We start from the raw sequence: 21,998 nt of genomic DNA on the forward strand, positions 1-21,998 counted from the left end.
TCCCCGTTTGTGTCAAGCGCTCAGCGGGATGTAATCCACTGTCCCGCCGGCCTCGCGGGCCGGGTCGTCCACCGGACGCACCAGCAGCGCATCGGCCTCTGTCAGGATCCGGAGCAGCGCCGAATCCTGCGACCGGAACGGCTCGATCAGCGGCAGACCGTCGCGCTGGGTCAGCTGCGCCCGCATGTAATGTTCCCGCGACGGGTTCGGCGGCAGCGCCACGGCCAGTTCCGCGCGCCGCGTCGGGGCGGGGGCGGCAGGCAGGCCCAGCATCACCCGCAGCATCGGCAGCAGGAACAGATGCGCGCAGACGATGGAGGACACCGGATTGCCGGGCAGGCCCAGCATGGGCACGCCGTTCAGCCGCCCGGCCATCAGCGGCTTTCCCGGCCGCATCGCGATCTTGTAGAAGGCGCGCTCCAGCCCCATGCCGGCCGCGACCTTCCCCACAAGGTCATGATCGCCGACCGAGGCGCCGCCGATGGTCACGATCAGGTCGGCGTCGGCGGCCAGTTCCAGCACCATGCGCAGGTCGGCCTCGGTGTCCCGCGCGATCGGCAGCAGGCGGCCCTCGGCGCCCTCGGCCTCGACCAGCGCCTTCAGCGCGAAGCTGTTCGAGGCGATGATCTGGTCAGGCCGCGGCTCCTCGCCCGGCATCACCAGCTCGTCCCCCGTGGCGATCAGCGCCACCACCGGCCGACGCGTCACCGTCACCTCGGGGATGTTCATGGCGGCCAGCAGCGCGAGGTCGTTGGGCCGGAGGCGGCGCGGCGAAAGGCTGTCGCCCGCCTTGAAATCCTGCCCGCGGGGCCGGATATGGGTGCCGCCCTCGGCGCCGGCCTTCAGGCGGATCACATGGTCCAGCGCCAGCACGTCCTCCTGGATCACCACGCGGGTGGCGGCTTCGGGAACGGGGGCGCCGGTGAAGATCCGCACCGCCTGCCCGGGCCGAAGGTCGCCTTCGTAGCCATGCCCCGCCGCGGCCTCGCCCACCACGGTGAAGCTCTCTCCCATCGCCGGATCGCCGATCAGCGCATAGCCGTCCATGGCCGAGGCGTCGAACGGCGGCTGGTCGCGCGTGGCCACGGCCGGTTTCGCCATGACGCGGCCGCAGGCCTCGGCCAGCGGCACACGCTCCACGCGGAGCGGTGCGGCCAGGGTCAGCGCGCGCGCCAGCGCCTCCTCGACCGGGATCATGGCCCGGCCTCGTAGCGGCCCGACTTGCCGCCGTCCTTCAGGATCAGGCGGATGCCGGTGATCTCCATCGACTTCTCGACCGCCTTTACCATGTCGTAGATCGTGAGACAGGCGACGCTGACCGCGGTCAGCGCCTCCATTTCCACCCCGGTCTGGCCGCCGGTCTTCACCGTCGCCTCGACCACCACGCCCGGAAGCGCCGGGTCCACCGTCAGCTCCACCGCCACCCTGGTGATCGGCAGCGGATGGCAGAGCGGGATGAGATCGGCCGTCCGCTTCGCCGCCATGATCCCGGCCAGCCGCGCCACGCCCAGCACGTCGCCCTTCTCGGCGCGGCCCTCGGCCACCAGTGCGAGCGTCTCGGCGCTCATCTTCACGGCGCCGCGTGCCACGGCGAGGCGCGCCGTCACCGGCTTGTCGGACACGTCCACCATGTGGGCGCGGCCCTTTTCGTCGAAATGGCTGAGGCCGGCCATCAGACCCCGCCCTGCGCGGTCAGCGGATTGGCGAGGATGGCGCGCGTCGCGGCCTCAACATCCGGCTGGCGCATCAGGCTTTCGCCGATCAGGAAGCAGCGCGCCCCGTAGCGCGCCAGATCGGCAAGGTCCTCGGGGGTGTAGAGCCCGCTTTCCGACACGATCAGCCGGTCCTCGGGCACACGGCGCGCAAGGTCGCGCGTCACGTCCAGCGAGACCTCGAACGTGTCGAGGTTGCGGTTGTTGATGCCGATCAGCCGCGACTTCAGCTGTTCCGCCCGGGCCAGTTCCTCGCGCGAATGCACCTCGATCAGCGCATCCATGCCCCACTGGCTTGCCGCAGCCTCAAGCTCCAGCGCCTGCGCATCCGAGACGCTCGCCATGATGATCAGGATGCAGTCGGCGCCAAGCGCGCGCGCCTCGGCCACCTGATAGGTGTCGTAGAGGAAATCCTTGCGCAGGCAGGGCAGCGAGACCGCGTCATGCGCCTGCCTCAGGTAGTCGTCGGCGCCCTGGAAGCTCGGCCCGTCGGTCAGCACGGACAGGCAGGTCGCCCCTCCCGCCTCGTAGGCCCTTGCAAGGGCCGGCGGGTCGAAATCGGCGCGGATCAGGCCCTTCGAGGGGCTGGCCTTCTTGATCTCGGCAATCAGGCCGTAGCCGGTGGCCGCAGCCGTCGCCAGCGCCTTGGCAAAGCCGCGCGGCGCGGGGGCGGCGTGGGCCGCGTCCTCGACCAGAGGCAGCGGCCGGGCAGCCTTGCGGGCTTCGACTTCCTCAAGCTTGTAGGCCTTGATGCGGTCCAGAATGGTGCTCATTTCGGGCCGGCTCTCCTTGTCTTGCGGCCCTTCAGCCGGCGTTTGTGATCCGGCCCAGAACTGCCACCTTGGCCTTGGCGGCGCCGGACAGGATGCTTTCCATCGCAAGCGCGACCCCGTCCCCGAGCGTCTGCGCCTTCTCTGCAACGACCAGAGCCGCGGCGGAGTTCAGCAGCACCGCGTCGCGATAGGCGCCCGGCGCCCCGTCAAGCAGCGCGCGGAAGGCTGCCGCATTTTCGGCAGGGCTGCCGCCGACGATCGCCTCGAACGGGTGGACCGGCAGGCCGGCCTCCTCGGGGTGCAGCTCGAACTCGCGGATCTGGCCGCCTTCGAGCGCCGCGACCTTCGAGGGGGCCGAGATCGACAACTCGTCCGTGCCGTCGCCGCCATGCACGAGCCAGGCCCGTTCCGAGCCGAGGGCGCGCAGCACCTCGGCCATCGGCCGGATCAGCGCGGCCGAGAAGGCGCCGGTCAGCTGGCGCTTCACCCCGGCGGGGTTGGTCAGCGGGCCGAGGATGTTGAAGATCGTCCGCGTTCCCAGTTCCGCCCGCACCGGGCCGACGTGGCGCATGGCGGGGTGGTGCATCGGCGCCATCATGAAGCCGATCCCGGCCTCCATCAGGCATTCCTCGACCACCTCGGGGCCGACCATGACATTGAGGCCCATCTCGGTCAGCGCATCCGCCGCGCCCGACTTGGACGAGAGGTTCCGGTTGCCGTGCTTGGCCACCGGCACGCCCGCGCCGGCCACGACGAAGGCCGTCGCGGTCGAGATGTTCAGCGTGCCCTTGCCGTCGCCCCCTGTGCCGACGATGTCGATCGCGCCATGCGGCGCGCGCACCTTCACGCATTTCGAGCGCATGACGCTGGCGGCGGCGGCGTATTCGTCCACCGTCTCGCCGCGCGTGCGCAGCGCCATCAGCAGGCCGCCCATCTGCGCGGGCGTGGCCTCCCCCTCGAACAGGCATTCGAAGGCGAGTTCGGCTTCCTCGCGGGTCAGCGGGCGGCTGGCGGCGGTGCCGATCAGCGGCTTCAGGCGGTCGCTCATGCCGGCGCTCCGACGCGGGAGCTGTCGAGGAAGTTGCGCAGCATCTGGTGGCCGTGCTCGGAGGCGATGCTTTCGGGGTGGAACTGCACGCCCTCGATCGGCAGCGTCTTGTGGCGCAGGCCCATGATCGTGCCGTCCTCGAGCCAGGCGGTGACTTCGAGGCAGTCGGGCAGGCCTTCCCGCTCGACCACCAGGCTGTGGTAGCGGGTGGCGAGGAAGGGCGAGGGCAGCCCCGTGAAGACGCCCTTTCCGCTGTGATGCATCGTGCCCATCTTGCCGTGCACGATCTCGTGGCAGCGGACGACCTTGCCGCCGAAAGCCTCGCCGATGGTCTGGTGGCCGAGGCAGACGCCGAGCAGCGGGATCTTCGCCTCGGCTGCGGCGGCGGTCAGCGGCAGGCAGATGCCGGCGGCGGCGGGGTCGCAGGGGCCGGGCGAGAGCACGATGGCATCGGGATGCAGCGCCATCGCGGCCTGCACGTCGAGCGCGTCGTTGCGGCGCACGTCGACCTCCGCCCCGAGTTCCCCCAGATAATGCACGAGGTTGTAGGTGAAGCTGTCGTAGTTGTCGATGAGAAGCAGCATCTTGCGGCACCCCGAGGCGATGTGGAGGATAGGGGGTGAACCCTTGCGACGGTCGCGTTATACATGGGCCGAGCGGCGCAGGGGCGTCAAGGGGATGAACGGCGCGGCGAACGCGCGAAATGCCCCGGGCGGGGCAGGCAGGAGGTAGGCCATGGGCCGGGGTTTCCTTTCGGGCATGATCATGGGCGGCGTTGTGGGAAGCGTGGGCCTCGCGGTGGCGTCGCAGATCGCGCGCCCGCCGGGGACGATCTGGCCCGCGGCCAGCCCGAGCCTCGAGGCGGCGGCCCTTGCGGTCGCGCAGCCGTCCTCCGCTCCCGCGGCCATCGGGCCGGACCCGGCCGCGGCTTCCGGCCCGACCACCGACCTTGCGCCGCCCGCAGGCTCCGAGTTCGCCCGCCCGCTGCCCGAGGTGGCGCCTGTGCTTCCCGCCGCGGATACGAGCCCCGCCCGGTCCGAGGCGCCTGTCGTCGCCGCGCCCGCCGCGGCCGAGCCCGAGGCTCCCGACACCTCGACCGCCGCCCGGCCGCAGCCGGTGCCGCTGGGAGCCCGCCGCCCCGCCCCGCACCCGAAGCCGAGGCCGCGGCGCCTGCAGTGCCGGCCCTTGCCACTCCGGCGGCCGTGCGGTCGGACGGCGCGCCGCAACCCGGTGCCCCCGCCGCCGAGGCCGGACCCTCGGCCGCCGACCTGCCGCCGCCGCCCCCGCTGACGGCCGAGGAAGAGGCGATGCTGGCGCAGGCCGCGGCCCCCGAGGGCGAGCCTGCCGCGCCGGCCGGCACCGGGCAGGACCTGCCGCGACTGCTGGAACCCGATCCGCCGGGGGCGCCCGGCGATCCCGCCGCCTCGCGGCTGCCGCGGATCGGCGAGCCTTCGCCCGAAGCCGCGCCCGCGCCTGAGGTGGCCGACCTGCCGCCGATCCGGCGCCACGCCCGCCCGTTCGAGAATGCGCAGAAGAAGCCGCTGTTCTCGATCCTCCTCCGCGACACCGGTGGGCCCGACCTCGACCGCGAGGCGCTGTGCGCCTTGCCCTTCCCCGTCACCTTCGTGATCGACCCGCAGGCCCCCGATGCCGCGACGGCTGCAAGCATGTATCGCGCGGCCGGACACGAGGTGCTGATGCTTGCCACCGGCATTCCCGACGGTGCGCAGCCCTCCGACATCGAGGTGACGCTGGAGGCGGCGGCCACGGCGCTGCCCGAGGCTGTCGGCCTGATCGACCTGCCGCAGGCCGGCTTCCAGTCCGCCCGCAGCCTCTCTACCCAGGTGGTCCAGATCCTCGAGGCGCAGGGCAGGGGCCTCGTCACGCATGACCGCGGCCTGAACGCCGCCGATCAGGTCGCCCGGCGCGAGGGGCTGCCGACCGCGCTGGTGTTCCGCAATCTCGACGCCGAGGGCGCTCAGGTGGCCGACATCCGCCGCACGCTCGACCGGGCGGCCTTCAAGGCCGCGCAGGAAGGGCAGGTGACGGTCTATGGCGAAACGCGGCCCGAGACCGTGCAGGGCCTGATCGAATGGACCGTGGAGGGCCGGGCGGATTCGGTCGCCCTTGCCCCGGTCACCGCGGTGATGCGCTAGCGGGTCGCCCGCCCGCCGCTTCGGGCGGGCCGGGCTTCAGGCATTGCCGTTGCGGCGGGCAAAGAGCCCCGCATCCTCGGCGGCGCGCCGCAGCGCCATCGCCTTGTTCACCGTCTCCTGATACTCGGCCTCGGGGTCGCTGTCATAGACCACGCCGCCGCCCGACTGGATGTAGAGCGTTTCGTCCTTCAGGACGGCCGTGCGCAGCGCGATGCAGAAGTCCATCTCGCCGTTCGCCGCGAAATAGCCGACGCCGCCGCCATAGACGCCGCGCTTCTCCGGCTCCAGCTCGTCGATGATCTCCATCGCGCGGACCTTCGGCGCGCCGGAGACGGTGCCCGCGGGCAGACCCGCCAGCAGCGCCGACAGCGCGTCATGGCCCTCCGCGATCTCGCCCACCACGTTCGAGACGATGTGCATGACGTGGCTGTAGCGCTCGATGATGAACTTCTCGGTCGGGCGCACGGTGCCGATCTTCGCCACGCGGCCCACGTCGTTGCGGCCGAGGTCGAGAAGCATCAGATGCTCGGCCAGTTCCTTCTTGTCGGCGAGCAGGTCCGCCTCGAGCGCGCGGTCCTCCTCGGGGGTCGCGCCGCGCTTGCGGGTGCCGGCGATCGGGCGGATCGTTACCTGGCCGTCGCGCAGCCGCACGAGGATCTCGGGGCTCGCCCCGATGACCTGGAAGCCGCCGAAGTTGAAGAAGAACAGGAAGGGCGACGGGTTGGTCTTGCGCAAGCTGCGGTAGAGCGCGAAGGGCGGCAGCTTGAATTCCTGCGACCAGCGCTGCGACGGGACGACCTGGAAGATGTCGCCGGCGCGGATGTATTCCTTCGCCTTCTCGACAGCGGCCTTGTAACCCTCGTGCGTGAAGTTCGACCGCATCTCGCCCACGGTGGCCACCTCGCCGAAGTCCCGTTGCGCGGGCGGCGCACGGTCGAGGTCGCGCAGCGCGTCCATCACCCGCTCCGCGGCCTGCGCGTAGGCGGCCCGTGCCGAGAGGCCGGAGGAGACCCAGGCGGGTGCGACCACCGTCACCTCGCCCTTCACGCCATCGAGCACCGCCACGACCGAGGGCCGCATCAGCACCGCGTCGGGCAGGCCGAGCGGATCGGGGTTCACGTCCGGCAGATGCTCCACGAGCCGGATCGTGTCGTAGCCGAGGTAGCCGAACAGGCCCGCCGCGATCGGCGGTAGGTCGGCCGGCATCTCGATCCGGCTTTCCGCGATCAGCGCGCGCAGCGTGTCGAGCGGATGCCCCTCGAGCGGCTGGAACGCAAGCCGGTCGAAGCGCGCCTCGCGGTTGATCCGGCTTTCCTGCCCGTGGCACTGCCAGATCAGGTCGGGCTTCATGCCCACGACCGAGTAGCGCCCGCGCACCTCACCGCCGGTCACCGACTCGAGCATGAAGGTGTCGGTCCGCGCCTCGGCCAGCTTCAGCATCAGCGACACGGGCGTGTCGAGATCCGCGGTCAGCCGGGCATAGACCAGCTGGTTCTGCCCGGCATTCCAGCCGCGCTCGAAGGAGTCGAAGGTCGTCACGAGCGGCACGGGGGCACCTTACTGGAACTGGGCATGAACGGCGGAGATCGCGGAGGCGTCGAGCGTGATCCCGGCCTCCTGCATCAGGGCGTTCGAGTAGAGCGCCAGCGCGTCCTGCGCCAGCGCCTGCTCGATCTGCGCCGAAAGCGAGGCCTTCAGCGCCGTGGCCGCCTCGTCGTCGGTCGGCGCGGGCTGGATCGCGTCGAGACGCAGGATACCGGCGAAACCCTCGCCCTCGACGGTCCGGATCTCGCCCGCCCCGATCTCGAAGGCGGTGGGCACGAGGGTGGGGGGCACGTTCTCGACGAAGCCGTCGCGGGTCAGCGGGCCCAGCTCCTCGATGGTGCCGAAGCTGGCGAGATCCGCCCCGCCCTTGACCGCCTCGGCGATCTCGGCGGCGCGGGCCGACAGCGCCTTGGCCAGCGCGTCGGCGCGCACGGCCTCGGCCACCTCGTCGCGCACCTCCTCGAACGGTTTCAGCGCGGGCGGCACCACTTCGTCCAGACGCAGCGCCACGAGGCCGCCATCGGCCAGCATCACCGTCTCGGGGAAATCGTCCTGCTGCAGCTTGTCGGCCGCATCGCGGAAGGCCTGATGGCCGGCGATGTCGGAGTCGATGCCGGGCGCGTAATCCACCGTCGCCACCGTCATGCCGGCTTCCTTGCCCAGCTCCTCGATGGTCGCGCCGGCGGCAAGCAGGTCGTCGATCTCCTCGCGCCGGCTGGCGATCGCGCGGCCGGCGGCGTCCTGCTGGTATTCGGCCAGCAGGTCCTCGCGGGCCTCCTCGAACGGGGTTTCCTGCGCGGCGATCACGCCGTTCATGCGGAAGAGCGCGGGGCCGAGGTCGGTCTCGACCGGGCCGGCGATGCCCGGCTCGGCCAGCGCGAAGACCGCATCCGCGGCCGCGCCCAGATCCTCGCGCGAGGCGTCGCCGAGGTCGATGTCGGACAGTTCCAGCCCGCGTTCGGCCACGATGTCCTCGAAGGCGGTTCCGGCGTCGATGCGCTTGCGGGCTTCCGCGGCGGCCTCGGGTGTCGGGAAGACCAGCCGCTCGACCAGTCGGCGCTCGGGCTGGACATATTCGGCGCGGCGCTCGTCATAGACCCGGCGCAGTTCCGCCTCGTCCACCGGCAGCGTGGGGGCGACCTGTTCCGGCAGCAGCGCGGCATAGGTGATGCGCTTGATCTCGGGCGCGGTGAAGTCCGCCGGATGCGCGGCATGCCACGCCTTCAGCGCGTCCTCGGCGGGCGCGGGCAGCGGCGCGGACAGGTTGGCCTCGGTCAGGCGCAACAGGCTGAAGCTGCGCCGCTCGGCAATGTAGGCGTGGAGCCGGTCCGTCATCGCCTGCGGCGCCACGAAGCCGCCCGCCACCGCGCCCTGCAGCAGCGAGCGGGTCATGTCCTCGCGCAGGCCGGTCTCGAACTCCGGCTCGGACAGGTTGTTCTGGCGCAGCACCATCCGGTAAGTCTCGCGGTCGAACTTGCCGGCGGGGCCGTGGAAGGCGTCCACGCCGGTGATCTCGCGCGCCACCCGCTCGTCTCCCACCGAAAGGCCGATGTGGTCGGCCTCGTTGGCCAGCGCGGCCTCGGCCACCAGCCGCTGGCGCACCTGCGCATCGAGGCCAAGCGCCTGCGCCTGTTCCAGCGTGACCGTCTGCTTGATCTGGGCCCCGAAGGCGCGCAGCTCCTGCTGCAGCGCGCGGGCATAGGCGGCCGTGGTGATGTCGCGGTCGCCGACGCTGCCGATGCGGGACATGCCGCCGCCGAAGTTGGTCACGCCGAAGCCGCCCAGGCCGACGGCCATCAAGCCGACGAGACCCCAGAAAACGATCTGCGTCCCCTTCTTCTTCGGCTTGTGGTGCTCGATCGTCGTCAGTCGTGACATGGCATGGCTTCCGGTTCGGGGCGGTTGCGAATGTCTAGGGCCTAGGCGGCGCCGGGGCAAGACGCAGAGGGCCGCAGCGAGGCGTGGCCGCTGGGGGCGACCGCAGGATGTGCATGAGCGACATGACCGCCGGCTGCCGCAGCGGGGCGCGGCCGCGGGGTCCGGCGCGGCCACTGGAGGACGGTCGGCGCCGGTGTCAGCCCTGCGCGCGGCCTGTCCGGCCCGGACCCGCCGAGGGCTTGTCCCGATCCGCCCGAAGGCGGTTGGCTGCCGGTTTCCGGCGCGATGCTTGCCGCTGCGGGAGGGCGCCGCTAGTCTTTCCTGAACCCTGAGCGGAGGTGGCTATGCGCTGGGTGATCCGTCTGGCGGGTGTGGTTCTGGGGCTCGTGGCCCTTTTCCTTGTCGCGCTGGTGCTGGTCCCGCGCGAGCGGGTGGCGCAGCTTGCGGCCGAGCAGTTCGAAGCCTCGACCGGGCGCGCGCTGACCATCTCGGGCGAGGTGAGGCCCTCGGTCTGGCCGCGGCTCGGCGTGCGGACGGGGCCGGTGACCATCGCCAATGCGCCGTGGTCCGACGAGGGGCCGATGCTCGAGGCGGCCGCGCTCGAGATCGGCCTTGATACCGTGGCGCTGATGACCGGCGCGTGGCGTATCAGCCGGATCGCGCTGGAGGCGCCGGTGATCCGCCTCGAACGCTCGCCCGAGGGGCAGGCGAACTGGGACCTCGCGCCGCCGGCGGCGGCGCCTGCGGGCAAAGGCGAGGCGACCCCGGCCCCCTCGGCGGGCGGCGGGCTGAGCCGGTTCGCGCTGGACGAGGGCGTGATCCACGGCGGCCGCGTCGTGTGGCGCGACGGCAGGTCCGGCGCATCCGCCGACATCACCGCGCTCGAGGCGCAGGTGAGCCTTCCCGAGCCGGGCGGCCCGGCCGACCTCACGGTTGCGGGTCAGGCGAACGGCCGCGCCTTCGCCGCCGAGGGAACGGTGCAGGAGGGCGCGTCCTTCCTGTCGGGCCGCGTGGTGCCGCTGCGGTTGTCGCTGGTCTCGGGCGATGCGCGGGTCGCCTTCGACGGACAGCTTGGCACCGCCCCCGCGATGGCCGAGGGCCGCATCGATGCGGCGCTGGGTGATCTTGCGGATCTGATGGCGCTGGTCGGCCAGCCCCGGCCGGACCTGCCGCAGGGCCTCGGCCGGGAGGAGGTCGGCATCGCGGGGCGCTTCACGCTGGCCGATGGCGGCACCATCCACCTGCGCGAGGGGCAGGTGAGCCTCGACGGCAACCGGCTGGCGGTCGAGGCCGACCTGACGCCGGGCGAGGCGCGCCCGCGGCTCGAGGCGAACCTGCGCGCCGAAGCGCTGGACCTGTCCCGGACGGGCGGCTCCGGAGAGGAGGGGGCGGGCCCTGCCGGTGCGGCCGACAGCCCGCAGGGCTGGTCGAAGCGGAAGATCGACGCCAGCGCGCTCGGCGAGCTTGACGCCCGGATCGCGCTGGCCGCGGGCAGCATCGACCTTGGCCGGATCCGCCTTGGCGCGACGAAGGCGATCGTCTCGCTCGACCGGGGGCGCGCGGTCGCCGATCTGCGCGAGGCGGCGGCCTATGGCGGCAGTCTCGCGGGGCAGGTGGTGGTCAATGCACGCAACGGCCTGTCGCTGGGGGCCGATCTGGCGCTGAAGGGGCTCGCGACCGAGCCACTGCTGGCCGATCTGGCGGGCTTCGACCGGCTGGCGACGCGGGGAGACGTGACGCTGAAGCTGCTCGGCTCGGGCACGAGCGCGGAGGCGCTGGCGCGGAGCCTTTCGGGCGAGGGTTCGGTGGCCTTCGGCAAGGGCGAGATGCGCGGGCTTGACCTTGCCGGCATGGTGCGGACGCTGGACGCGGGCTATGTCGGCGAGGGGAAGAAGACCATCTTCGACCGGCTGACCGCCAGCTTCTCCATCGAAAACGGCGTGCTGCGCAACGAGGATCTGGTGCTGGCCGCGCCACTGCTGCGTGCGACCGGAGCGGGCCGGCTGGAAATCGGCGCACGGACCGTCGACTATCGCTTCCTGCCGCGGCTTCTGCCGCGCGAGGACGGGACGGGCGGGGTCAGCGTGCCGGTGCTGGTCACCGGCCCCTGGGCAAAGCCGTCCTACCGTCTCGACATGGAGGCCCTTGTGCGCCAGCCCGTCGAGCGCGAGATGAAGCAGCGTCTGGAAGAGGAGGCCGCCGAGCGGCTGGGCGTCGTCTTGGGCGAGGGCGAGAGTCTGGAGGACGCCGCCAAGCGCCGCGCCCGCGAGGCGCTGGAGGACGAGGCCGGCCGCGCGCTGAACCGCCTGCTGGGCGGGGACTGATCGTCGCCGCCGCCGCAAGGTCCGGCCGCCCATGCCCCCGAAGGTCATGGAAAAGGGCGCCCCTTTGACCGGGCGCCCTTGAGTATTCCCGATGACGAAGCGTCAGCGACGACGGTCGCGGCGCGCGCTCATCGGCTGGAAGGCCACGCCGACATGCGCCTCGCAATAGGGCTTGCCGGCCGAGGAGGGCAGCCCGCAGAACCAGAAGTCGTCGGTGGCAGGGTCGCCGATCGGCCATTTGCAGGTGCGCTCGGTCAGTTCCATCAGCGTCAGGCGACGGGCGCGCTTCTCGACCTCGCGCACCGAGGCGAGGGCCTCGGGGCTGATCTCGTTGGCCGAGGGCTGCGGCGGCAGCGGCTGGCCGGCCGGCACGACCGGCTTCCTGAGCGGCACGGCCGCAACCGGCGCCGAGGGGGCAGGTGCGGGACGTTCGGGCGCGGGGCGCGGATCGGCGGCTCGCGGCGGATCGGCCGGGCGTACCGGTTCGGGCCGGGCGGCTGCGGCGGGGGCGGCTGCCGGGGCGACCGGCGGCGGCAGGTCCTCCTCGATCTCGTCGCGTCCGCCGTTGCCGCCCACGCGGTTCGACAGGCCCAGGCGATGCACCTTGCCGATCACCGCATTGCGCGTGACGCCGCCGAGTTCCTTGGCGATCTGGCTGGCGCTCTGGCCCTCGGCCCACATTCGCTTCAGGGTCTCGACGCGTTCGTCGGTCCAGGACATGCCGCAACTCCGCTTGAGGGTGGCCCCGACGCAGGCGCCGGGCTTCCGCCGTTCCCCGCTTGGTGCGGGGGAGGCAGCGAGATTTACACGCGCCCCGGCCGCGTTTCAAGTCGCCCCGGTGCCGCGCGACCGGAATCGCCGCGGCACGGGCGCCTGCCGGTGGTCCGACGACGCACGCCCCCGAGGGGGCGCCCATCGGCCGCGCAGGTCCGGGCCGCTGAAGGATGCCAAGGATGCGCGACCCGCGCAACCGATACGGGACAACACTGCCCCGCGTGGTGAAAGCGCATGGACAGGGGCGCCTGACTGCGCTAACCACGTCACCATGACATGCCGGAGCCGCCTTCTCTCCTCCCGACGCCGACGCGCCTGAGCGTCGGTCCGCGCCTGCGCGGCTGTCACCCTTTCCCGACACATCACGTTGACTTGGGGCGCCTCCTCTGGCACCCCTGTGGCTTTCCAAGGGACCCCTGCCGATGATTTCCGCTGTCCTGCCGACCTACAACCGCGCGCCGCTTGCCTTCATCGCAGGCGAAGGCTCCTGGCTTGTCGCCGAGGACGGCACCCGATACCTCGACCTCGGCGCGGGCATCGCGGTCAACGCGCTGGGCCATGCCAACCCCGAGCTCGTCCGGGTGCTGTCGGAACAGGCCGGCAAGCTCTGGCATGTCTCGAACCTCTACCGCATCCCCGAGCAGGAACGGCTGGCCGAACGCCTCGTCGAGGCGACCTTCGCCGATACCGTCTTCTTCACCAATTCGGGCACGGAGGCTGCGGAACTGGCGATCAAGATGGTGCGGAAATACTGGTCCGGGAAGGGCCAGCCGGACCGGATCGAGATCCTCTGCTTCGAGGGCGCCTTCCACGGCCGCTCGACTGGCGCCATCGCCGCGGCGGGGTCCGAGAAGATGGTCAAGGGCTTCGGCCCGCTGATGCCCGGCTTCCGCCACCTGCCGTTTGGCGACCACGAGGCGCTGAGGGCCGCGATCTCGGACCGCACCGCGGCCGTGATGATCGAGCCGATCCAGGGCGAGGGCGGCATCCGCGTCCTGCCCGACGTCTGCCTCAAGGGCCTGCGCGATGCCTGCGACTCCGTCGGCGCGCTGCTGATCTTCGATGAGGTGCAGTGCGGCATGGGGCGGACCGGCAAGCTCTTCGCCCACGAATGGGCGGGGGTGGAGCCTGACATCATGATGGTGGCGAAGGGCATTGGCGGCGGCTTTCCGATCGGCGCGGTACTCGCGACCGGGCGGGCGGCGGCGGAAATGGTGGTGGGCACCCACGGCTCGACCTATGGCGGGAACCCCTTGGGCTGTGCGGTGGCGGCGAAGGTGATGGAGATCGTGGCCGACGACGCCTTCCTGTCCGAGGTGGGCCGCAAGGCCGCGCTGTTCCGCCAGAAGCTCGAGGGGCTCGTGGCCTCCCATCCCGAGGTGTTCGAGGAGGTCCGGGGCCTGGGGCTCATGCTCGGCCTGCGCTGCCGGGTTCCGAATGTCGACGTTGTGCAGGCGGCCTATGGGCAGCACCTGCTGACGGTGCCGGCCGCCGACAACGTGCTGCGGCTGCTGCCGGCGCTGAACATCCCAGACGAGGACATCGCCGAGGCCGTGGCGCGGCTCGACCGGGCGGCAGGGGCACTGGAACGCGATGCGGCCTGAGAGGCGCCGGCTGCCGCACCGCCGCCGACGAGGAGCCGCCACCGCCGCTTCCTTCAGGTGAACATCATCCGGTCGTGACGGCGCCAGGGTGCGCCCGGGGCGCAGATGCCCCCGACCGGCAGCAAGGGCCGAACCAGTGAATCATTTCCTCGATATCCACAAGACGGACGCCGCCGAACTGCGGCAGATGATCGACAACGCGCATGCCATGAAGGCTGCGCGCAACGGCCGTCCGAAGGGCGAACTGGACGATGACCAGCCGCTCGCCGGCCGCATGGTCGCGCTGATCTTCGAAAAGCCCTCGACCCGCACCCGCGTCTCGTTCGACGTGGGCGTGAGGCAGATGGGCGGGCAGACCATGGTGCTCTCGGGCAAGGAGATGCAGCTCGGCCATGGCGAGACCATCGCCGACACCGCCCGCGTGCTGTCGCGCTACGTGGACCTGATCATGATCCGCACCTTCGAGGAGGCGACGCTTCTGGAGATGGCCGAGCATGCGACGGTGCCGGTCATCAACGGGCTGACGAACCGCACCCATCCCTGCCAGATCATGGCCGACGTGATGACCTACGAGGAGCATCGCGGTGCCATCGCGGGCCGCAAGGTGGTCTGGGCCGGCGACGGCAACAACGTCTGCGCCTCGCTGATCCATGCGGCGGGACAGTTCGGCTTCGACTTCACCTTCACCGGCCCGCCCACGCTGGAGCCCGAGGCCGAGTTCATGGGCTATGCCCGCGAGAAGGGCCGCCGCGTGACCATCGAGCGCGATCCCGCCCGCGCCGTGGAGGGGGCGGACCTGGTGGTGACCGACACCTGGGTCTCGATGCACGATCCGCAATCCGCGCGCGAGCGGCGGCACAACCAGCTCAGGCCCTATCAGGTGAACGAGGCGCTGATGGCGCGGGCGAAGCCCGACGCGCTGTTCATGCACTGCCTGCCGGCGCACCGCGACGACGAGGTGACGAGCGCCGTCATGGACGGCCCGCATTCGGTCGTGTTCGACGAGGCCGAGAACCGGCTGCACGCACAGAAGGCCGTGATGCGCTGGTGCCTCGGCCTGTAAGCCCTGCGGGACGGTTGGCCGGGGCCGGTCAGGCGTCCTGCTCGCTGGGGTCCTTCAGGCGGCAGCTCCAGCGGGCGACCCGGTATCTGGGATGCTCGACGACCCATTTCGCGAGTTCGGGCTGAGCCCCCATGAGGCAGGACATGGGGGTCAGGTCGGAGTAGTAGAGGCTGCGTTCTTCGCAGGCATCGGGCATGGCGCTCAGGCACGCCAGGAAGGCAAGTTCGATCATTGTCGACCTCTTCGACGGTGGCGAGGTCCTCCCTGAGCACCGCTGATACCGTGTGAGCCTGAACCAACCTAAACCGCGCAGTGCGTCGCGAGGGCATGAAACGGGATTTCGGCGGACAACGTGCAGCGGCAGATCCTGTTGCCGAAGATTTTTGCAGAGTGGGAAATTCCGCCGATCAGTCGGGGCAGGCGATTCTCTTGACGAGAAGCGTGACCTGTCCTGCCGGGCGGGTCCAGACCACCTCGTCGCCCGCCCGCGCGCCGATCAGCGCCCGCCCCAGCGGCGAGTGGGGCGCGATGCGGTGGTCGGCGGCCGAGGCTTCATCCTCGCCGGTGATCTGCCAGGTCGTCTCGATGCCTGCCTCGTCCTCGACTGTCACGCGATGGCCGAAGGCCACCTCGTCCGCCGGCGCGGCGGCCGGATCGACGGGGATCGCGCTCGCGATGCGGGCCTCGAGGTAGCGGATGTCGCGCTCGGCCGCGGCCTCGGGCAGGCGGTCGAGGCGATCCTCGCGCGCCCGAAGGGCTTGCAGCGTCGCCTGCGCCTCGGCCAGCCGGCGCCGCAGGTCGGCCAGCCCCCGCGGCGTGACGAGGTTCGGGTGAGGGCTGATCGGCAGGTCGGGGAGCGGCTCGTTGTCGGGCCCATCCTCCTTGACGAAGGCGCGGCTCATCGCAGGATCGGCTCCAGAGGATCGTAGAGGATGCCATTGCCCCAGGCCACGGCGGGCAGGCTGTCGGGCTTGTAGCGGATGGCGGAAAGCTCGGCGCGGTCGAAGAAGCGCCGCTCGGTGACGATGCCGGCCGGGTCGCGCCAGTCGCTCGAGAGGATCCCCGAGGCGATGGCGCAGCGGAAGTAGATGTCGACCTGGTGAAACCCGGTGTCCGGGTCGTGGAACTCGTTCACGAGACAGGGGTCGCCGACGCTGACGACGAGGCCGGTTTCCTCCTCGACCTCTCGAGCGAGGTTCTCGGGCAGCGACGTGCCCGCCTCGACCCCGCCCCCCGGGGCGCACCAGAGGTCGGACAGACCCTCCGGCCAGGCGTTCACGAGGAGCAGCCGGTTCTCCTGGAGGATGAGGGCGCGGGCGGCAAGGCGCGGGGTCTTCATGGTCAGAGCGTCGCAGGCCGCGCGGAAAAAGTCCATGCCGGGGGTGCCGCCTGCGGGGGCATCGAGCCCCCGCAGCCGGCGCTGCCGCGGGATGCGGCGCCGGGCAGGCCCGCTCGCAAGCCGAAGCTCCACCGGTTGCGGAACCGCCGCAGGGCCGGCGCCGTTCCGAAAGGGGCGCCGGATCGGGCGCGCCCCCGACAAGCGGAGGAAGCGATGAAACGCAAGGGTTCGGCAGTGTGGACGGGCGATCTCAAGACCGGCCGCGGCACGGTCAGCACGCAGTCGGGCGTGCTGTCGGATGCGCAATACGGCTTCAACACCCGCTTCGAGGACGGCGCGGGCACCAATCCCGAGGAACTGATCGGCGCGGCCCATGCGGGCTGCTTCTCGATGGCGCTGTCGAACGTGCTGGGCGAGCACGGCATGACCGCTGACCGGATCGAGACCACGGCCACCGTCTCGCTCGACCGGCAGGGCGACGGGTTCGCCATCACCGCGGTGCATCTCGACGTGAGAGCCGAGATCCCCGGCGCGGACGAGGATGCATTCCTGAAGGCGGCCGAGTCGGCCAAGGCGAACTGCCCGGTCTCGAAGCTGCTGACCGCCGAGATCACGATGAACGCCCGGCTCGGCTGATCTCAGCCGCGCCACACGCCGCTGCGGCGGATCTCGGTGGAGGACACGTCCACCATCGGGAGGTTGACGAAGCACCAGGCCGGCGGCGGGGCAAGGGGCAGGCGGCGGGCCTGCGCCGCGGGCAGCAACGCTCCCGCGAGCGCCCGGGCCGCCGGGCTGGTCCGGCCGGCCAGCCCGGCGCCGGGGCGCGCCAGCACGCCCACCGGCACGCTGGCCATGATCGCGCGCCGGCGCTCCCACCGATGGAACTGCACGAGGTTGTCCGCGCCCATCAGCCAGACGAAGCGCACGCCCGGATAGCGCGCCCGGAGAGCCGCCAGCGTCTCGGCCGTGAAGCGCGTGCCAAGACGCGCCTCGAGATCGGTCACCTCGACCCGCGGGTGCCGCATCAGACGGCGCGCCTCGGCCATGCGGAGGGCCAGCGGCGCGGGGGGCCGCGGCTTCAGCGGGTTGCCGGGCGAGACCAGCCACCAGACCCGGTCGAGGCCGAACCGCTTCAGCGCCTCGCGCGTGATGTGGACATGGCCGGCATGGGCCGGGTCGAAAGACCCGCCGAGAAGGCCGACCGCCATTCCCGCATGCGCCACCGGCCAGCCCTGCACAGGATCCTCCGCATTCCGCACTCCCAAGACCGCGCCCTGAAACCATCCTCGCGTTGCCCTTGTCCAGCGCAATCGGTAAAAGGGCCGCCAAACCGCCTCATGGAGAGTTTCGCATGGCCTCGTACCAATACGTCTACCACATGGAGGGCGTCTCGAAGACCTATCCGGGCGGCAAGAAGTGCTTCGAGAACGTCCACCTCAACTTCCTGCCCGGCGTCAAGATCGGCGTCGTCGGCGTCAACGGCTCGGGCAAGTCCACGCTGCTGCGGATCATGGCGGGAATGGACACCGATTTCAAAGGCGAGGCCTGGGCCGCCAAGGGCGCCCGCGTCGGCTACCTTGCGCAGGAACCGCAGCTTGATCCGGCGTTGAACGTGCGCGGCAACGTGATGGAGGGCGTGGCGGCCAAGCGGGCGATCCTCGACCGCTACAACGAGCTGGCCATGAACTACTCGGACGAGACCGCGGACGAGATGGCCCAGCTTCAGGACCTGATCGACTCGCAGAACCTGTGGGATCTCGACAGCCAGGTCGACATCGCGATGGAGGCGCTGCGCTGCCCGCCCGATGACGCGGATGTGGAAACGCTCTCGGGCGGCGAGCGGCGCCGGGTGGCGCTGTGCAAGCTGCTGCTGGAAGCGCCCGACATGCTGCTTCTGGACGAACCCACGAACCACCTCGACGCGGAATCGATCGCCTGGCTGCAGCAGCACCTGATCGACTACAAGGGCACGATCCTGATCGTGACCCACGACCGCTACTTCCTGGACGACATCACCGGCTGGATCCTGGAACTCGACCGCGGCCGCGGCATCCCCTACGAGGGCAACTATTCCTCGTGGCTGGAGCAGAAGGCCAAGCGGATGGTGCAGGAAGCGCGCGAGGACAAGGCCAAGCAGAAGGTCCTGCAGCGCGAACTGGAATGGATCCGCTCGGGCGCCAAGGCGCGGCAGGCGAAGCAGAAGGCCCGGATCCAGAAATACAACGAACTGGCCGGCCAGTCGGTGCGCGAGCGCGTCTCGACCGCGCAGATCATCATTCCGAACGGCGAGCGTCTGGGCGGCAAGGTGATCGAGGTCGAGAACCTGACCAAGCACATGGGCGACAAGCTGCTGATCGAGAACCTGTCGTTCTCGATCCCGCCGGGCGGCGTGGTGGGCGTGATCGGGCCGAACGGCGCCGGCAAGTCCACCCTCTTCCGGATGCTGACCGGGCAGGAGCCGCCGGATTCCGGCACCATCACCATCGGCGATACGGTGCAGCTGTCCTATGTCGACCAGAGCCGCGACGCGCTCGACCCGAACAAGACGGTGTGGGAGGAGATCTCGGACGGGCTGGAGATCATCCACCTCGGCGATTTCGAGATGAACAGCCGCGCCTATTGCGGGGCGTTCAACTTCAAGGGCACCGACCAGCAGAAGAAGGTGGGGCTGCTCTCGGGCGGTGAGCGCAACCGCGTGCACATGGCCAAGCTCCTGCGCTCGAACGGCAACGTGCTGCTGCTGGACGAACCGACCAACGACCTCGACGTGGAGACGCTGCAGGCGCTGGAAGCGGCGATCGACGATTTCGCCGGTTCGGCGATCATCATCTCACACGATCGTTTCTTCCTCGACCGGCTCTGCACCCATATCCTCGCCTTCGAGGGGGATGCCCATGTGGAATGGTTCGAAGGCAACTTCGAGGCTTACGAGGAGGACAAGATCCGTCGCCTCGGCCCCGATTCGGTGGAGCCGCACCGCGTGAAATACAAGAAGTTCACTCGATGACGGCACGGCGGCTGTTCCTGGCCGCGGGCCTTGTGCTGGCGCTTCCGGCGGCGGCGCAGGCGGCCTGCGAAAAGGCCAAGGATCGGCCGCTGCGCACCGACGAGGACCTGACCCTCGACTACCTGATGTGCAGGCACCGCGAGCAGGCGGAGGCGCTGCAACGCCACCGCGCGAAGAAGGTGCTGCCGCAGGATGAAACGCAGCAGCCCGAGGGCGCGATCAGCGACCTCGGGCGGCGGACCGACCCTTTTGCCGAGCAGTCGCGCCGGACGCAGGAGTCGCTCGACGCGATGCGCGGGGTCAACATCGAGATGGGCGACCGGCTGAAGCTGATCCAGCCGCGCCGCCTGCCCTGAGCCGCGGCTCAGTCGAAGGCGCAGCCCGCCTTCACCCCCATCTTGCGGAACAGGATCGCTGCCGGGCAGAAGCCGGTGAAGGACGACTGGATCAGGTTCAGCCCGATGAAGACGGTGAACCAGACGAAATAGGGCGAGACGAAGGCGGTCAGCAGCACGCTCAAGAGCACCATGCAGCCGGCAAACGTCATCACCATGCGGTCGAGGGTCATCTTTGCCACTCCGGTTGCGGAAGTTCCTGCGCCCGAGGTAACACCGCCCCGCTTCGAATTCAATATTCGGAATGCATGGCCCCGGGGAACCGCGCCGCGGCCGGGACGTTCCTCGCTTGAAGTCCTTTCAGGCGCGCGAGGAACGTCCCATGACACTCTCGACCATCCTGCTGATCATCCTCATCCTGATCCTCATCGGCGCGCTGCCGAACTGGGGATATTCACGCAGCTGGGGCTATGGCCCCTCGGGCGCGATCGGGGTGGTGTTGATCGTCGTGCTGATCCTGGTCCTGTTGGGCCGGATCTGACGCTCAGAGCAGCGCCTCGACCTCCGGGGCGAGGCGCATCCGGCTGCGCACCTCGGCGGCCCAGGGCTCGCCGATCTCTCCCAGCTTGCGCCAGACCGCGACCTGCACCTCGGGATGTTCCGAGGTGGCGGCCTGTTCCAGGCAGCGCCAGTGCTCGGCCGGCGGGTCGCCTTCGCAGATCGCGCAGAGCAGCACCTCGCCCACGCCCTCGACCTCGACGGGCAGGCAGTCGTCCATGCCGCCGCAGAACTCGCACATCCCGTGGGCGCGGCTCATCAGGGTTCCCCAGGTCATGTTCAGCCTCCAGAATGTCCATCGCGCCGAAGTTAGCCGCTGCCGCGGCGGCTGCCAATGCGGCGCACCGGCGGCAATCCGCCCCACGCGCCCTGAATCTTGTTGATTCATGCGGAGCATCGGGCATACTCCCCGCGCGACGTTATCTTTATCGACCACTGTCTCCCTCGCCGGCAACAGTCCTTCGATCTTGCCCTGACTGAGCCGAGCCGCCGCACTTCCGCGGGCGGGACTTTCGACAGGAGACATCACGATGGCCAAAGGCACCGTGAAATGGTTCAACGCCACCAAGGGCTATGGTTTCATCGCCCCTGAAGGTGGCAAGAAGGACGTGTTCGTCCACATCACCGCGCTCGAGCGTGCCGGCATTCGCGCGCTGAACGACGGTCAGGCCGTCACGTTCGACATCGAATCGGGCCGCGACGGCCGCGAATCGGCCACGAACATCTCGATCGCCTGAGGTCTTCGCCTCGGGTCTGAAAGGGCGGGCCGTCTGGCCCGCCCTTTGCCTTTCGCCGGTGTTGCGGCCCCTCCGCTTCGGACGCAGAGTGGCGCCGCACCGGCCGGAGGCGCTGTCATGGATGAAGCGGACTACCTCGATCTCATCGACGACGAGACGTGGGAGTTCATCCGCGCCAGCGCCCGCCACTTCCCGCCCGACAGCGCGCGGCTCGCCCTCGACATGCAGCGCGCCCTTCATCACCAGATGTGCCGCGCGTTCCGCGCCGCGCCGCCCGGCGCCCCGGCCCCCGAGGATCGGAGCTTCGGCGGCGTGCCCTGCCGGCTCCATGCCACGGGTTCGGCGCCCGGAAGCGTGGTCTTCCTGCACAGCGGCGGCTTCGTGCTCGGCGATCTCGACAGCGAGGACGACCTCTGCGCCGAGATCGCTGCCACGACCGGATTGCGCGTGATCTCCGTCGGCTATCGCCTGGCACCGGAGCATGTGCACCCCGCGGCGTTCCAGGACGCGCTTGCCGCCACCAAGGCGGTTGCACTGGCCTTTCCCGGGCCGCTGGTGCTGGTGGGCCACGACGCAGGCGGCAGCCTCGCCGCCTCGGTCGCCCATGCGCTGCGCGGGCGGGTCGCCCTGTCGGGGCAGGTGCTGATCTGCCCCGCGCTCGGTGGGAACCGCGATCGCGGCAGCTATCTGACCCATGCGACGGCGCCCATGCTCTCGCGACAGGACGTGCTGTCCATGGCCGCGATCCGCCACGGCGGGCGGGAGCCTGGCGCCGATCCGACCTCGGACGCGCTGCGGGACACCGATTTCCGCGGCCTGCCGCCCACCCTGGTGGTGACGGCGCAATGCGATCCCCTGTCCGACGATGGCCGTGCCTATCGCGACGCGATCCGCGCCGCGGCCGGCCGGGCGCGCTGGATCGAGGAGCCCGGCCTCGTCCACGGCTTCCTGCGCGGCCGCCACCGCATCACCCGCGCGGCGCAGAGCTTCGCCCGCATCACGGCAGCCGTCACCGGCATGTCCCGCGGGCAGTTCTGATCCGCGCGGGCCGAAGGCCGGAGGCTCGCCACAAACGACGGGTCCGTGGCAAGTGCGGCCCGAACAGGTCGCCTGCGGGACAGACGGCTTCGCGCGGCCGGGGCATG

25 protein-coding genes are annotated in these 21,998 nt (G+C 70.7%); 11 read left to right on the top strand and 14 right to left on the bottom strand.

All coding sequences use genetic code 11. The annotated features are described in order from the left end of the window. Positions 1 to 12 precede the first annotated feature (12 nt). From glp to CK951_RS03420, 5 genes are read right to left on the bottom strand one after another with little or no spacing between them, the layout of a single operon-like run. Positions 13 to 1,197 carry a gephyrin-like molybdotransferase Glp gene (gene glp, locus CK951_RS03400; RefSeq protein WP_096784818.1) on the bottom strand — a complete coding sequence of 395 codons (1,185 nt, stop codon included), beginning with the start codon at positions 1,195 to 1,197 and terminating at the stop codon, positions 13 to 15. Continuing rightward, positions 1,194 to 1,673: a cyclic pyranopterin monophosphate synthase MoaC gene (gene moaC, locus CK951_RS03405; RefSeq protein WP_096784819.1), complete on the bottom strand. Its 480-nt coding sequence runs from the start codon at positions 1,671 to 1,673 to the stop codon at positions 1,194 to 1,196. The genes glp and moaC overlap by 4 nt, the downstream gene beginning before the upstream one ends. Beyond that, a complete protein-coding gene (gene trpC, locus CK951_RS03410) occupies positions 1,673 to 2,485 on the bottom strand; it encodes an indole-3-glycerol phosphate synthase TrpC (RefSeq protein ID WP_096784820.1) in 813 nt (270 codons plus the stop codon). Before trpC ends, moaC begins: the two co-directional genes overlap by 1 nt. 31 nt (positions 2,486 to 2,516) lie before the next feature. Continuing rightward, entirely contained in the window at positions 2,517 to 3,533 is a 1,017-nt protein-coding gene (trpD, locus tag CK951_RS03415; protein WP_096784821.1) for an anthranilate phosphoribosyltransferase, read from the bottom strand. Next, the gene (locus CK951_RS03420; protein ID WP_096784822.1) at positions 3,530 to 4,117 is read right to left on the bottom strand and encodes an aminodeoxychorismate/anthranilate synthase component II; all 588 of its coding nucleotides are present in this window, start codon (positions 4,115 to 4,117) and stop codon (positions 3,530 to 3,532) included. The genes trpD and CK951_RS03420 overlap by 4 nt, the downstream gene beginning before the upstream one ends. A gap of 151 nt (positions 4,118 to 4,268) precedes the next feature. On the opposite strand from CK951_RS03420, the gene CK951_RS21555 reads away from it, so the two are divergent. Together CK951_RS21555 and CK951_RS21560 are read left to right on the top strand one after the other, a co-directional pair. After that, positions 4,269 to 4,823 (top strand): hypothetical protein, encoded by a 555-nt coding sequence (locus CK951_RS21555; RefSeq protein ID WP_232520671.1) that lies wholly within the window; start codon positions 4,269 to 4,271, stop codon positions 4,821 to 4,823. A gap of 17 nt (positions 4,824 to 4,840) precedes the next feature. Further along, positions 4,841 to 5,689 carry a divergent polysaccharide deacetylase family protein gene (locus CK951_RS21560; RefSeq protein WP_232520672.1) on the top strand — a complete coding sequence of 283 codons (849 nt, stop codon included), beginning with the start codon at positions 4,841 to 4,843 and terminating at the stop codon, positions 5,687 to 5,689. 36 nt (positions 5,690 to 5,725) lie between these two features. Here the strand turns inward: CK951_RS21560 and trpE are convergent, their stop codons facing one another. After that, positions 5,726 to 7,237, bottom strand: coding sequence for an anthranilate synthase component I (gene trpE / locus CK951_RS03430; RefSeq protein ID WP_096784823.1), 1,512 nt, complete (start codon positions 7,235 to 7,237; stop codon positions 5,726 to 5,728). 9 nt (positions 7,238 to 7,246) lie between these two features. Beyond that, on the bottom strand, positions 7,247 to 9,112 hold the full coding sequence (locus CK951_RS03435; RefSeq protein ID WP_096784824.1) for a peptidylprolyl isomerase: 1,866 nt from the start codon (positions 9,110 to 9,112) through the stop codon (positions 7,247 to 7,249). A gap of 344 nt (positions 9,113 to 9,456) precedes the next feature. Here CK951_RS03435 and CK951_RS03440 point away from each other — a divergent pair, with 344 nt between their 5' ends. After that, positions 9,457 to 11,436: an AsmA family protein gene (locus CK951_RS03440; RefSeq protein ID WP_096784825.1), complete on the top strand. Its 1,980-nt coding sequence runs from the start codon at positions 9,457 to 9,459 to the stop codon at positions 11,434 to 11,436. A gap of 102 nt (positions 11,437 to 11,538) precedes the next feature. On the opposite strand, the gene CK951_RS03445 is transcribed toward CK951_RS03440, so the two are convergent. Next, positions 11,539 to 12,156, bottom strand: a complete 618-nt coding sequence (locus CK951_RS03445; protein ID WP_096784826.1) for a GcrA family cell cycle regulator — start codon at positions 12,154 to 12,156, stop codon at positions 11,539 to 11,541. A gap of 476 nt (positions 12,157 to 12,632) precedes the next feature. Between CK951_RS03445 and CK951_RS03450 the strand changes: the two genes are divergently transcribed. Both CK951_RS03450 and argF read left to right on the top strand, forming a co-directional pair. After that, a complete protein-coding gene (locus CK951_RS03450) occupies positions 12,633 to 13,814 on the top strand; it encodes an aspartate aminotransferase family protein (protein ID WP_096784827.1) in 1,182 nt (393 codons plus the stop codon). Between the two features lie 136 nt (positions 13,815 to 13,950). Continuing rightward, on the top strand, positions 13,951 to 14,877 hold the full coding sequence (argF, locus tag CK951_RS03455; RefSeq protein ID WP_096784828.1) for an ornithine carbamoyltransferase: 927 nt from the start codon (positions 13,951 to 13,953) through the stop codon (positions 14,875 to 14,877). Between the two features lie 28 nt (positions 14,878 to 14,905). Here argF and CK951_RS03460 read toward each other — a convergent pair whose 3' ends face one another. The 3 genes from CK951_RS03460 to CK951_RS03470 all read right to left on the bottom strand — a co-directional run bounded on the left by CK951_RS03460 (position 14,906) and on the right by CK951_RS03470 (position 16,252). Next, positions 14,906 to 15,109, bottom strand: a complete 204-nt coding sequence (locus CK951_RS03460) for a hypothetical protein (protein WP_096784829.1) — start codon at positions 15,107 to 15,109, stop codon at positions 14,906 to 14,908. Positions 15,110 to 15,284: 175 nt separating this feature from the next. Next, positions 15,285 to 15,779, bottom strand: coding sequence for a GreA/GreB family elongation factor (locus CK951_RS03465; protein ID WP_096784830.1), 495 nt, complete (start codon positions 15,777 to 15,779; stop codon positions 15,285 to 15,287). Beyond that, on the bottom strand, positions 15,776 to 16,252 hold the full coding sequence (locus tag CK951_RS03470) for an NUDIX hydrolase (RefSeq protein WP_232520673.1): 477 nt from the start codon (positions 16,250 to 16,252) through the stop codon (positions 15,776 to 15,778). The genes CK951_RS03465 and CK951_RS03470 overlap by 4 nt, the downstream gene beginning before the upstream one ends. 177 nt (positions 16,253 to 16,429) lie before the next feature. On the opposite strand from CK951_RS03470, the gene CK951_RS03475 reads away from it, so the two are divergent. Next, positions 16,430 to 16,852, top strand: coding sequence for an OsmC family protein (locus CK951_RS03475; RefSeq protein WP_096784831.1), 423 nt, complete (start codon positions 16,430 to 16,432; stop codon positions 16,850 to 16,852). A gap of 2 nt (positions 16,853 to 16,854) precedes the next feature. Here the strand turns inward: CK951_RS03475 and CK951_RS03480 are convergent, their stop codons facing one another. Beyond that, positions 16,855 to 17,424, bottom strand: a complete 570-nt coding sequence (locus tag CK951_RS03480) for a nicotinate-nucleotide adenylyltransferase (RefSeq protein WP_232520719.1) — start codon at positions 17,422 to 17,424, stop codon at positions 16,855 to 16,857. A gap of 143 nt (positions 17,425 to 17,567) precedes the next feature. Here CK951_RS03480 and ettA point away from each other — a divergent pair, with 143 nt between their 5' ends. Together ettA and CK951_RS03490 are read left to right on the top strand one after the other, a co-directional pair. Then, positions 17,568 to 19,223, top strand: coding sequence for an energy-dependent translational throttle protein EttA (gene ettA / locus CK951_RS03485; protein WP_096784832.1), 1,656 nt, complete (start codon positions 17,568 to 17,570; stop codon positions 19,221 to 19,223). Continuing rightward, a complete protein-coding gene (locus CK951_RS03490) occupies positions 19,220 to 19,579 on the top strand; it encodes a hypothetical protein (RefSeq protein ID WP_096784833.1) in 360 nt (119 codons plus the stop codon). Before ettA ends, CK951_RS03490 begins: the two co-directional genes overlap by 4 nt. Positions 19,580 to 19,587: 8 nt before the next feature. Here CK951_RS03490 and CK951_RS03495 read toward each other — a convergent pair whose 3' ends face one another. After that, positions 19,588 to 19,791, bottom strand: coding sequence for a DUF2892 domain-containing protein (locus CK951_RS03495; RefSeq protein ID WP_096784834.1), 204 nt, complete (start codon positions 19,789 to 19,791; stop codon positions 19,588 to 19,590). Between the two features lie 149 nt (positions 19,792 to 19,940). Here CK951_RS03495 and CK951_RS03500 point away from each other — a divergent pair, with 149 nt between their 5' ends. Continuing rightward, positions 19,941 to 20,099, top strand: coding sequence for a DUF3309 family protein (locus CK951_RS03500; RefSeq protein WP_096784835.1), 159 nt, complete (start codon positions 19,941 to 19,943; stop codon positions 20,097 to 20,099). A 3-nt stretch (positions 20,100 to 20,102) separates the two neighbouring features. Here CK951_RS03500 and CK951_RS03505 read toward each other — a convergent pair whose 3' ends face one another. Continuing rightward, the gene (locus CK951_RS03505) at positions 20,103 to 20,393 is read right to left on the bottom strand and encodes a hypothetical protein (protein WP_096784836.1); all 291 of its coding nucleotides are present in this window, start codon (positions 20,391 to 20,393) and stop codon (positions 20,103 to 20,105) included. 253 nt (positions 20,394 to 20,646) lie between these two features. Here CK951_RS03505 and CK951_RS03510 point away from each other — a divergent pair, with 253 nt between their 5' ends. Beyond that, a complete protein-coding gene (locus CK951_RS03510; RefSeq protein ID WP_002720759.1) occupies positions 20,647 to 20,853 on the top strand; it encodes a cold-shock protein in 207 nt (68 codons plus the stop codon). A 117-nt stretch (positions 20,854 to 20,970) separates the two neighbouring features. Beyond that, positions 20,971 to 21,891, top strand: a complete 921-nt coding sequence (locus CK951_RS03515) for an alpha/beta hydrolase (protein ID WP_096784837.1) — start codon at positions 20,971 to 20,973, stop codon at positions 21,889 to 21,891. Positions 21,892 to 21,998: the final 107 nt, after the last annotated feature.

Source organism: Rhodobacter sp. CZR27, from assembly GCF_002407205.1.
Classification (GTDB): Bacteria; Pseudomonadota; Alphaproteobacteria; order Rhodobacterales; family Rhodobacteraceae; genus Cereibacter_A.

Excerpts from the sequence above, each read along its gene's own strand:
- glp (WP_096784818.1), bottom strand. The coding sequence starts at position 1,197 with ATGATCCCGGTCGAGGAGGCGCTGGCGCGCGCGCTGACCCTGGCCGCA.
- moaC (WP_096784819.1), bottom strand. The coding sequence starts at position 1,673 with ATGGCCGGCCTCAGCCATTTCGACGAAAAGGGCCGCGCCCACATGGTG.
- trpC (WP_096784820.1), bottom strand. The coding sequence starts at position 2,485 with ATGAGCACCATTCTGGACCGCATCAAGGCCTACAAGCTTGAGGAAGTC.
- trpD (WP_096784821.1), bottom strand. The coding sequence starts at position 3,533 with ATGAGCGACCGCCTGAAGCCGCTGATCGGCACCGCCGCCAGCCGCCCG.
- CK951_RS03420 (WP_096784822.1), bottom strand. The coding sequence starts at position 4,117 with ATGCTGCTTCTCATCGACAACTACGACAGCTTCACCTACAACCTCGTG.
- CK951_RS21555 (WP_232520671.1), top strand. The coding sequence starts at position 4,269 with ATGGGCCGGGGTTTCCTTTCGGGCATGATCATGGGCGGCGTTGTGGGA.
- CK951_RS21560 (WP_232520672.1), top strand. The coding sequence starts at position 4,841 with ATGCTGGCGCAGGCCGCGGCCCCCGAGGGCGAGCCTGCCGCGCCGGCC.
- CK951_RS03435 (WP_096784824.1), bottom strand. The coding sequence starts at position 9,112 with ATGTCACGACTGACGACGATCGAGCACCACAAGCCGAAGAAGAAGGGG.
- CK951_RS03440 (WP_096784825.1), top strand. The coding sequence starts at position 9,457 with ATGCGCTGGGTGATCCGTCTGGCGGGTGTGGTTCTGGGGCTCGTGGCC.
- CK951_RS03445 (WP_096784826.1), bottom strand. The coding sequence starts at position 12,156 with ATGTCCTGGACCGACGAACGCGTCGAGACCCTGAAGCGAATGTGGGCC.
- CK951_RS03450 (WP_096784827.1), top strand. The coding sequence starts at position 12,633 with ATGATTTCCGCTGTCCTGCCGACCTACAACCGCGCGCCGCTTGCCTTC.
- CK951_RS03460 (WP_096784829.1), bottom strand. The coding sequence starts at position 15,109 with ATGATCGAACTTGCCTTCCTGGCGTGCCTGAGCGCCATGCCCGATGCC.
- CK951_RS03465 (WP_096784830.1), bottom strand. The coding sequence starts at position 15,779 with ATGAGCCGCGCCTTCGTCAAGGAGGATGGGCCCGACAACGAGCCGCTC.
- CK951_RS03470 (WP_232520673.1), bottom strand. The coding sequence starts at position 16,252 with ATGGACTTTTTCCGCGCGGCCTGCGACGCTCTGACCATGAAGACCCCG.
- CK951_RS03475 (WP_096784831.1), top strand. The coding sequence starts at position 16,430 with ATGAAACGCAAGGGTTCGGCAGTGTGGACGGGCGATCTCAAGACCGGC.
- CK951_RS03480 (WP_232520719.1), bottom strand. The coding sequence starts at position 17,424 with ATGGCGGTCGGCCTTCTCGGCGGGTCTTTCGACCCGGCCCATGCCGGC.
- ettA (WP_096784832.1), top strand. The coding sequence starts at position 17,568 with ATGGCCTCGTACCAATACGTCTACCACATGGAGGGCGTCTCGAAGACC.
- CK951_RS03490 (WP_096784833.1), top strand. The coding sequence starts at position 19,220 with ATGACGGCACGGCGGCTGTTCCTGGCCGCGGGCCTTGTGCTGGCGCTT.
- CK951_RS03495 (WP_096784834.1), bottom strand. The coding sequence starts at position 19,791 with ATGACCCTCGACCGCATGGTGATGACGTTTGCCGGCTGCATGGTGCTC.
- CK951_RS03500 (WP_096784835.1), top strand. The coding sequence starts at position 19,941 with ATGACACTCTCGACCATCCTGCTGATCATCCTCATCCTGATCCTCATC.
- CK951_RS03505 (WP_096784836.1), bottom strand. The coding sequence starts at position 20,393 with ATGACCTGGGGAACCCTGATGAGCCGCGCCCACGGGATGTGCGAGTTC.
- CK951_RS03510 (WP_002720759.1), top strand. The coding sequence starts at position 20,647 with ATGGCCAAAGGCACCGTGAAATGGTTCAACGCCACCAAGGGCTATGGT.
- CK951_RS03515 (WP_096784837.1), top strand. The coding sequence starts at position 20,971 with ATGGATGAAGCGGACTACCTCGATCTCATCGACGACGAGACGTGGGAG.